At 32.7% G+C, this 10,115-nt stretch carries 9 protein-coding genes; 4 read left to right on the forward strand and 5 right to left on the reverse strand.

Annotation, left to right across the window (positions count from 1 at the left end):
• Window positions 1–52 precede the first annotated feature (52 nt).
• The 3 genes from Q0800_RS05710 to Q0800_RS05720 form a co-directional block, all read right to left on the reverse strand.
• The gene (locus Q0800_RS05710) at window positions 53–211 is read right to left on the reverse strand and encodes a hypothetical protein (RefSeq protein ID WP_299128262.1); all 159 of its coding nucleotides are present in this window, start codon (window positions 209–211) and stop codon (window positions 53–55) included.
• A 141-nt stretch (window positions 212–352) separates the two neighbouring features.
• Window positions 353–1,510 carry a 4-hydroxyphenylpyruvate dioxygenase gene (gene hppD, locus Q0800_RS05715; RefSeq protein WP_299128264.1) on the reverse strand — a complete coding sequence of 386 codons (1,158 nt, stop codon included), beginning with the start codon at window positions 1,508–1,510 and terminating at the stop codon, window positions 353–355.
• A 121-nt stretch (window positions 1,511–1,631) separates the two neighbouring features.
• Entirely contained in the window at window positions 1,632–2,792 is a 1,161-nt protein-coding gene (locus Q0800_RS05720; RefSeq protein WP_299128267.1) for a homogentisate 1,2-dioxygenase, read from the reverse strand.
• Between the two features lie 649 nt (window positions 2,793–3,441).
• On the opposite strand from Q0800_RS05720, the gene Q0800_RS05725 reads away from it, so the two are divergent.
• The 3 genes from Q0800_RS05725 (at window position 3,442) to Q0800_RS05735 (ending at window position 5,093) form a co-directional block, all read left to right on the forward strand.
• Window positions 3,442–3,990, forward strand: coding sequence for a hypothetical protein (locus tag Q0800_RS05725; protein ID WP_299128269.1), 549 nt, complete (start codon window positions 3,442–3,444; stop codon window positions 3,988–3,990).
• Window positions 3,944–4,555 (forward strand): hypothetical protein, encoded by a 612-nt coding sequence (locus Q0800_RS05730; protein ID WP_299128270.1) that lies wholly within the window; start codon window positions 3,944–3,946, stop codon window positions 4,553–4,555. The genes Q0800_RS05725 and Q0800_RS05730 overlap by 47 nt, the downstream gene beginning before the upstream one ends.
• 109 nt (window positions 4,556–4,664) lie before the next feature.
• On the forward strand, window positions 4,665–5,093 hold the full coding sequence (locus tag Q0800_RS05735; RefSeq protein ID WP_299128271.1) for a hypothetical protein: 429 nt from the start codon (window positions 4,665–4,667) through the stop codon (window positions 5,091–5,093).
• Between the two features lie 101 nt (window positions 5,094–5,194).
• Here Q0800_RS05735 and Q0800_RS05740 read toward each other — a convergent pair whose 3' ends face one another.
• Together Q0800_RS05740 and uvrC are read right to left on the reverse strand one after the other, a co-directional pair.
• A complete protein-coding gene (locus Q0800_RS05740; RefSeq protein WP_299128272.1) occupies window positions 5,195–7,432 on the reverse strand; it encodes a patatin-like phospholipase family protein in 2,238 nt (745 codons plus the stop codon).
• Between the two features lies 1 nt (window position 7,433).
• Entirely contained in the window at window positions 7,434–9,227 is a 1,794-nt protein-coding gene (gene uvrC / locus Q0800_RS05745) for an excinuclease ABC subunit UvrC (protein ID WP_299128273.1), read from the reverse strand.
• Between the two features lie 131 nt (window positions 9,228–9,358).
• Between uvrC and Q0800_RS05750 the strand changes: the two genes are divergently transcribed.
• A partial coding sequence (locus Q0800_RS05750; RefSeq protein WP_299128275.1) for a RimK family alpha-L-glutamate ligase occupies window positions 9,359–10,115 on the forward strand: 757 nt, incomplete at its 3' end.

Raw genomic sequence — 10,115 nt, forward strand, 5'->3', positions numbered from 1 at the left:
GATCTACAATGTTAGAATTTTTTCTAAATTGTCCTCCATCTGCATTTAAAAATTAAATACCTCTTTCTACTTTGGCCTTGATAGTGTCTAAGGCTATTTTCATATTTACAGTGGCATAAGGGTTTTCTAATTGAATACCACCTTCATAACGATTTTGATTAGCACCATTTTTTAATGATTCATCAATGGGTTCATCATAACATGAGGTCATAAACAAAAAAGAAAATAGAAAAATTACATTGAGTCGAGAGAGAGAGAGAGAGAGAGAGAGAGAGAGAAACGGTAAAATAATTTTAACTTCATAATAACGGATTTAGTTTGTTAAATATAATTAAAATATTGTAAATCAATACTATAAGGTGCCTCGTTTTGCTTGCTCGCGTTCAATACTTTCAAACAAAGCCTTAAAATTACCAGCTCCAAAACCACGGGCTCCCATACGCTGAATAATCTCAAAAAATAAGGTTGGTCTATCTTCTACGGGCTTGGTGAAAATCTGTAATAAATAACCTTCCTCATCAGCATCAATCATTATACCTAAACGTTTTAGTGTTTCGATATCCTCTATTAGCTCGTGGCTAAATTCTTCTAATCGTCCTGGTACAGCTCTGTAATATTCTTCTGGTGGTGTAGATAAGAATTCTACACCATTTTTACGCAATTGTGATACTGTTTTTATTATATCATCAGTTGCTACGGCAATATGTTGCACACCAGCACCTTCATAAAAGTCTAGATATTCTTCTATTTGAGACCGTTTTTTTCCTTCTGCAGGTTCGTTTATAGGAAATTTAATTCTACCATTACCATTAGACATTACTTTACTCATTAATGCAGAATATTCTGTATGAATCTGTTTGTCATCAAAAGATAAAAAGTTCTCAAAACCCATAACATCTTCGTACCATTTTACCCAAGTGTTCATTTGATTCCAACCTACATTACCAACCATGTGGTCAATATACTTTAATCCTGCTGCTGGCGGATTGTAATCGGATTCCCATTTTACAAACCCTGGTAAAAATGCTCCATTATAGTTTTTACGTTCTACAAATAAATGTACTGTTTCTCCGTAAGTGTAGATGCCAGAGCGTACCACTTCCCCAAACTCGTCTGTTTCTACTTTTGGTTCCATATAAGATTTTGCACCACGAGAGGTTGTTTCTTTATAAGCCTGTTTAGCATCATCTACCCACAACGCCACTATTTTTACACCATCTCCATGCTTTACGATATGATCGTTTATTGGTGATTTACTGTTTAATGGTGTTGTAAGCATCAACTTAATTTTATCTTGCGTTAAGACGTAACTCACAGAATCCGTAGACCCAGTTTCTAATCCACGATACGCATGCGATTGAAAACCAAATGCGGTTTTGTAAAAGTGCGCTGCTTGTTTGGCATTGCCTACATAAAATTCTACATAATCTGTTCCTAGAAGTGGCAAAAAGTCTTGCGCTCCTTCAAATATTTTTTCTAGTCCGTAATTTACTGATTCTATCTTGCTCATAATTAAAAGAAGTCCCTTCTAACTTCCCCTAAGAAGAAGAACTCTTAGTATTAGGCTAAAAGAGTTTGTTTTATAATTAATTCATTTTTTTACCCTCATTTGTTCCTTCCCTCTGGGAAGATTAGGATGGGCACCACGACCTGTAATAATCTTCATCTGCAATTTTCATTGCTTCTTCCGTAACTTTTAAGGGCTTAAAAGTATCTACCATTACGGCTAGTTCGTCGGTTTTTACTTTACCAATACTGCGCTCCATGGCGCCAGGATGTGGTCCATGTGGAATACCTGCTGGATGCAAAGAAATGTGACCTGCTTCAATGTCATTTCTGCTCATAAAGTCACCATCTACATAATACAACACCTCATCGCTATCTATGTTACTATGATTGTAAGGTGCTGGTACTGCTAATGGATGGTAATCGTACAAACGTGGCACAAAACTACACACCACAAAGGCATCAGTCTCAAAGGTTTGGTGTACTGGTGGTGGCTGGTGCACACGACCTGTAATAGGTTCAAAATCATGGATTGAAAACGCATACGGATAATTATAGCCATCATACCCAACGACGTCAAAAGGATGCGACGCATAGACCATATCAAAAATTTCGTCCTGCTTCTTTATTTTAATTAAAAAATCTCCTGACTCGTTATAAGTTTCTAACTCTTGTGGCTGCCTTAAATCACGCTCACAAAACGGTGAATGCTCTAACAACTGCCCAAACCAATTCCTGTAACGTTTTGGTGTATAGATTGGTCTGTAGGATTCTACAATAAACAATCTATTGTCTTCTGTGTCAAAATCTAGTTTATAGATGATACCTCTTGGGACTAATAAATAGTCACCATACTTAAAATCTAAATTTCCTAGATGCGTTCTTAATTTACCAGTACCCTTATGAATAAAAATTAGCTCGTCCGCATCCGTATTTTTATAAAAATAATCTTCCGTTGATAATTGCGGTGCAGCAAGAATAATATTACAGTCGCTATTTGTTAATACTATTTTTCGGCTCTTTAAATAATCGTTTTCAGATTTTACTTTAAAACCATGCAAACGATAGGATTGCATGTTATTAGCTTTTGCAACCCTTGGCGAAACACTGTATTGTCTTTTTATTTCTTTCACCTGAGTCGGTCGTTGTTCGTGGTAACTATTTGTTGACATGCCGTCAAAACCAATAGTACCAAACAATTGCTCGTAATAAAAGTTACCATCAGGTTTTTTAAATTGCGTGTGGCGCTTTGGTGGTATATTTCCAAGTTTATGATAAAATGGCATTTTTAGTTTGTTTAATTTTTGAATGATATAATCGTTTATTTTGTATAAATCGAATACCGCTTAAAGTTACAAAAAATGATAGTTAATGATGAAAAAGATCATGAAACAAGTTCAGGATGATAGATATCACTCTGGTTCCTTTTTATAAGGAAATGTAGATGAAGTTTTATGTTTTGCCAAAATGGTTTCATAGTGTAAATATAGGTTTTTTGTTGAAAATCAAATACTGCTTGTAAAATAGCTCTATAAGTGTTAAAAATTATATGAACAGAAGTGCTAATTACGGTTTTTCCACAGTTAACAGATATTTAACAGGCTTGGTGCCAAAAGACTTTGCTGATTTCGCTTTTTTTTTTAGTAATTTTATATTGTTCTTTACAATATGATCAAGATGTATGGAAGCTACTTGTGATATTGTAATTAACAAAATGTTTAAACATGCAGCTTGCGCAAGCTTTTTATTTTTTAATCCCTTAAGAATAATAGCGCACAAACAGCTTCCAAGATTAGTTTCCGTTTCTTTTTCCCTTACATAAAATACATAAATAGCTTCTATTAAACAGTTTCCTTTTTGAAAGTCTTGGTTAGCACTAAGACAATTATTAATCTACCTATCTGAAAAATATAGATAGTTTTAAACTTTAAAATTATGAAGAAATTATTGGGAATATTTATTATTGTATTTGCTTTGTCTTCTTGTTCACAAGAAGAAAAGGACTTTAATACGATAGAAGAAGAATCATCAAATGAGATAATACAAGCAAAAGACTTTTTCTGCGGGCCTGGTTATCATTTGGAATGGGCATTAACAGATACTCCTATAAGGTTATTTAAAAAGCCTAAACCATTTTGTAATAAAGGTTTTGGTTTCTGTTTTGGCCTTGATGCGGTATTTACTTTTGATTGTGTAAGAAACACTATTAATAATACACCTGACTCTAATGCTATAAAATTTAACTCTGACGGAAATGAAATTGACGTAGTTGCAGTTGAAAATTTAAAAGACAAAAAAATAACTTTCTATTTTAGTAGTGATGTTATTAATTCGTCAGATAATATACCTTCTGATTTTGACATTTTTGTTGTAGAAGATGGTGTTTACATAAGTAACAATTATAAACTAACTGGTGGTTCATATCCAAAGATTGTTGATGGCGCCTATTTTAAGTATGATGTACCGTATATTTATGAGAATTAAATTTATATTCACTTTACTGCTTTGTCTTTCTTTTATGATAAATTTTTATGGACAAAGCAGTATTGAATTTTCAGACAAAGAGGAATATCTTGAATATTCAAATAAAAAGTATTCTATAAACGAATCCAATATTTATTATATTTCTGATTTGACCAAAGAAGCTGTTATTTTATACCCTTCTTTTATCTTTTTTATTAAAAAAAATAGAATCATAACAGTCGAAGAAATATCATATAAGCTAAGTGCGCAATGTCCACCTAATAAATTATTGAAAAAACTGTCAATTAAAACAATCGATAGTTTATTATTTGATAATAATAGAAGCTTTAAGAATTTGGTTTTTAAAAACCTTAGTTCTAATGAATTCTTTGATTCAAAAAATGACCTTACAGCAGTATTTTTATTCTCAATTCACCTAAAAAAACGTGGTACTCTCTACATAAGGCAGAAAAAGAAAATAGAAAAATTAGGAATCAAAACTATTATTTTATCTATGGATATGCCGTCAATCAAAAATATTAATGATTATTCAAAAAAAAATCAAATACGGTTTAAAAAGAGCTAATAATTATGATACAATTCTTTCAATATTTTTTAACAATTATTTTATTATTATTTTTGAAAAATCAAGTATCTTCAATTAGTCTAAATCATGTGAATTAAAAACTTTAATAATGAATAAAATTTATTTAATATTTTTTATTTTATCAATAAACTTTAACTATTCCCAAAAGATAGAAAACAGTGATACTAATTTCCTTAATATATCTCTGGAATCCAAAACAGTATTTAAAATTGACCAAGATTTAACGCTCAAAAACAACTATTTTGATCATTTTTTACTAACAAGTAATCCACTTAGTGATTATAATTTTAATACCAAAAAACTGAACAAACAACTGTTTTCAAACTATAGATTTATTGAACATAATTACACCAGTTACGAAAGCTATCTCAGAGGTTGCGGCCCATTATTAAATGGTATTACAGTTCCTGTTGATAGTGACGATTTAATGTTATCTATGACTATTGATAATTTTATAAATAACATTCTTTTTGATGGAAGAGGTCCTTTGGTTAGATTATTTTCTTCCAAAGATTGAATTCTCAAATTACTTTTATTCTTAATGTAAAGAGATGCTGAAACTACACTTCGACAAGCTCAGTATGACAGTTCAGCATGACATAAAACGAAAGTCTTATGTCAAAACCAAAAGCCAAGATTAAAAAACCAATAGTCTTCTCCTGTTTCTGGTGAGTACGTGTATTTGGCTTCTATTGGACCTAAAAAAGTTTCTAAAGAATAGCCTAAGGCATAGCCTGTAAAATCTGGTGTTGAAATAAAGTTACCTGTTTCAAATAATCTATTTTCTACATTGGCGTAATTGGTCGCAAATAGAATATGATGCTTTTTAAAAATTTCATAATCGAGCGTAAATGCTGCTTTTATAAAACTATCTCCAGTAATTGACAAATAATCATACCCATAAAACGATTGAAAATTATTTATAAAATTGCTCGCATAACCTCCTAACCCAAAATCTAGAGAATTGGTGGATTGTCCCCCAATTTTAAACCCACTAGTTGCCTCTGTTTTTAAAGCAATTTTATCTGTAAAGCTAAAGGCGTAGCCAAAATCGGCTTTAGCAATAGAGAATTGCTCAAAAGCTTTATTTAATCCTGAGGCATTAAAATAGAGATGGAAATCACCATTAAAATAAAGTCCTTTTTTTGGGAAATATTTATTATCATAATCATCAAAAACCAGGTTACCAAATAGGCTAAAGTAATCTGTGTTTTCAAAGGTAAATTCATCATCTTGGTTTGAGTTAATTAAGGTTTCTGAAGTAATCTTAAGTCGTTTATGCTCTAAACCTGCTCGTAACGCAAAATCTTTTCTAAAGATGGTTTGTAAATACAACTGATTGGTTAAGTCTGTAAGTTCTGCATCAATTTTGTTTAAACCCACAAGCAGCGGTGATGCTTCGTCTAATACCAAGCGTGGATTTACGTTTTTATTAAACTGATTGAATCTCGATTTTAAACCGATGCTTAAATAAAACCCTTTATCAATAAAGTAATCAAAGTTGTATCTAGAATTATCACCCAAGATAACATCGAGTGAAGCTATATCATTATTAAACAACAGCTTTTTCTTTGTAAGGTTAGCTAATATTGCACTTTTATACAAACCATCATAATGAATACCAAGTCTTAAAAACGTAGAGATTTCGGACTGGTTTATTTCTCCTTTTAAATTATAACTATCGTTTTCATTTGGCTCTAAATAATATCTAAAAGTTTCAAAATTATTAGTAGCAATGAGATTGTTAATCCCTTGCTTAAATTCATTATAACTAATATTGGCATCGTTTTTAAATTTTAGCTTCCCTAAAAGATAAGATCGTGTATACTTATTTTTACCTCCAATATTTATGGATTTAATGCTTAAACTGTCTATTATTTTTATATCTGGTTTTAAGTCGTTTTTTTGTTGCAGAGAACTTACTGCCATGAGTTGCTCCATATTTGCTCTTGCCACTGCTTCACCATTATCAATAATAGCTTTGCCATCATTAAAAGATATCACCGAAAAATTAGTGATGTCTGGTTTAATATAAATATCGGTTAATGGCGCCTTACTTTTCATGGCGTTTATAGTTCTAAAATTATTTAACTGAAGTAAAATATCTGGTGCAGATTTTAAAGATTTTCTATCCTTAAGGGCATCTTGCACATCAACACCTATAATTATATCCATACCCTTGGCACGTAATTCTTCTACAGGGAAATTATTGGTTATACCACCATCTAAATAGATCGTATCACCTATAGATACTGGCTGAAATAAAGAAGGCAGGGCTGCACTCGCTGTAACGGCTTCTGCAAGACGCCCTTTATCCATAACTACAGAGGCACCTGTTTCTATATTGGTTGCCATACAAAAAAACGGAATGGGTAGGTCTTTAAAATCTTGTATATCATTAACTGGTAACATTAATTGATACAGTAAATTATATACGTTTTGACCACGAGACAAACCTGACGGAAAGCTTATCTTAAAATTATCGAAAGGGAGGCTAATGGCATACTTTTCAGAATTTTCGCGCTCGTAAAATGGTTTTGAAGATCTTGGAAATTTATCATTAATTAATTCATCAAAATTTGTAGCATTAAATAAGCGTTCTAGTTGCTTGCCAGAATAACCTGTAGCATACAACGACCCAATAATGGCTCCCATACTTGTACCTGCTACATAATCTATTTTTATACCAAGGCTATCAATAACTTTTAATACTCCAATATGCGCAAAACCTTTAGCACCACCTCCACTGAGTACCAAGCCTACTTTTGGCACTGTGTTTTTAGTTGTGTTTTCTTGCGCCTTTAACGATAAAAGCAGCAGTAAAAATAGAATACTTAAAAGGGTTTTTAACTTCACTTTACGCTTTGTTATAATAATTATAAACTTTATTTGCTCGCGATACACCGACTACGCCCTCTAACTCATCTAGCTTAGCATTTGCAATACGTTTTACTGTTTTAAATTGCTTCATTAAATCAATTATAGTTTGCTCACCTACTCCTGGTATATTTTCTAATTCTGTGGTTAGTGCACTTTTGCTGCGTCGGTTACGATGATGTTCTATACCAAAGCGATGTGCTTCATTTCGTAATTGCTGAATAATCTTTAGCGTTTCACTTTTCTTATCTAAATATAACGGAATTGGATCCTCTGGATAGAATAACTCTTCTAAGCGTTTAGCAATTCCTATTATAGCAATCTTACCACGTAAACCTAATACATCTAGGCTTTTTAAAGCTGAGGATAATTGACCTTTACCACCATCTATTATAATTAGTTGAGGCAGCGGCTGATCTTCTTCTAACAAACGTTTGTATCTTCTATGCACCACCTCTTCCATGGACGCAAAATCATCTGGACCTTCAACCGTTTTTATATTAAAATGACGATAATCTTTTTTACTGGGCTTTCCGTTTTTAAAAACCACACAGGCTGCAACAGGATTTGTTCCTTGAATGTTAGAATTATCAAAACACTCAATATGTCTTGGTTCTTCAGACAGGCGTAAATCAGCTTTCATCTGTGCCATTACACGATTGGCATGCCGATCTGGGTCTACAATTTTTATTTGCTTTAATTTATCCAAACGATAATACTTGGCATTACGCTTAGATAAATCCACAATATTCTTTTTATCTCCTAATTTAGGTATGGTTACCTTAACTTCTTCGCCTAAATCCACCTTAAAAGGCACATATATTTCTTTAGAATTTGAATTAAATCGCTGACGTATTTCGGTAATTGCTATCTCTAGTAAATTTTTATCAGTTTCTTGTAATTTCTTTTTGATCTCAAGCGTATGCGAACGGATAATAGACCCATAGCTTAACTGTAAAAAGTTTATATAAGCATACGTCTCATCGCTTACTATTGAAAACACATCAACGTTGCTTATTTTTGGATTTACTACCGTAGATTTAGACTGGTAATTTTCTAAAACTGTTAGTTTTTCTTTAATTTTCTGAGCATCTTCAAATTCCATAGCTTCTGCATGCTGCTTCATCTGAATTCTAAATTGTTGCAATGAATCTTTAAAGTTTCCTTTAAGAATCTCGCGTATAGCCTTAATATTAGCATGATACGACGCTTCCGTCTCTTTACCTTCGCATGCGCCTTTACAATTTCCTAAATGATATTCTAAACAAACCTTGTATTTACCTGCTTCTATTTTAGCTTCGGATAAATCATAATTACAGGTACGCAATTGATACAGCCCTTTAATTAAACCTAGAAGAGTTTTAACGGTTTTCATACTGGTGTAGGGTCCAAAATACTCTGAACCATCCTTTATAACTCTACGTGTAGGAAAGATACGCGGAAAACGTTCATTTTTAACACATATCCAAGGGTAAGATTTATCATCCTTAAGCATAACGTTATACTTAGGTTGATATTTCTTTATGAGGTTATTTTCTAACAGTAAGGCATCATTTTCGGTTTCAACCACAATGTGTTTAATCGACGTAATGTTCTTAACCAATACTCGGGTTTTACCATAGTCGTGATTTTTTGTAAAATAACTACTCACACGCTTCTTTATATTCTTGGCTTTACCAACATAAATTAACCGCTCATTGGCATCAAAATATTGATATACACCTGGTTGTTGAGGAAGGGTTTTTATTTGTATTTCTAAAGACGTTGCTGCCATTAAATCAAAGGTAGATAAAAGTTTTCAGTCTAAGTATTCAGTTTTTAACCGTTTTAAATATTTTGTTTCTCTTTTAATTTCATCTTTAAATTGGCAAATACTTATTAACTTTATACGCTATAAGCGCTACTATGAATATTGTAATCTTGTCTAGAAACGAAAACTTGTATTCCACAAGACGCCTCATTGAAGAAGGTGAACTTAGAGGACATGATATTGAGGTCATAGATCCATTAAAATGCGATATTATTATTGAACAAGAAAAACCAACTATTTATTATAAAGATCGTTATTTAGATTATGTAGATGCGATTATCCCTAGAATTGGTACTTCTGTTACGTTTTTTGGTTGTGCCGTTGTACGACAGTTTGAAATGATGAATGTATTTACAACCGTAACCTCAGATGCCATTATAAGAAGTAGAGATAAACTACGTAGTTTTCAGCGTCTATCTAAAGCCGGTGTAGGGATGCCAAAAACGGTATTTACTAATTACTCTAGAGACGTTGAAGAAGTCTTAAACCATGTTAGTGGTCCACCTGTAATTATAAAACTACTAGAAGGTACCCAAGGCCTTGGTGTTGTACTAGCCGAATCTAAGAATGCAGCTGAATCCGTGCTTGAAGCCTTTAACGGTTTGCAAGCTAGAGCTTTAGTACAAGAATATATTGCCGAAGCTAAAGGCGCAGATCTAAGAGCACTTATTGTAGACGGACAGGTTATTGGTGCCATGAAGCGGCAAGGAAGAGAGGGAGAGTTTAGGTCTAATCTTCACCGTGGTGGTTCAGCAAACCTAATTCGTTTGTCAGAAGACGAACTAAAATTAGCCGTTAAGGCAGCCCGCGCATTAAAATTACCTGTTTGTGGTGTAGATATGTTACAATCTA

The sequence above is a fragment of the uncultured Winogradskyella sp. genome (genome assembly GCF_937958655.1).
Classification (GTDB): Bacteria; Bacteroidota; Bacteroidia; order Flavobacteriales; family Flavobacteriaceae; genus Winogradskyella.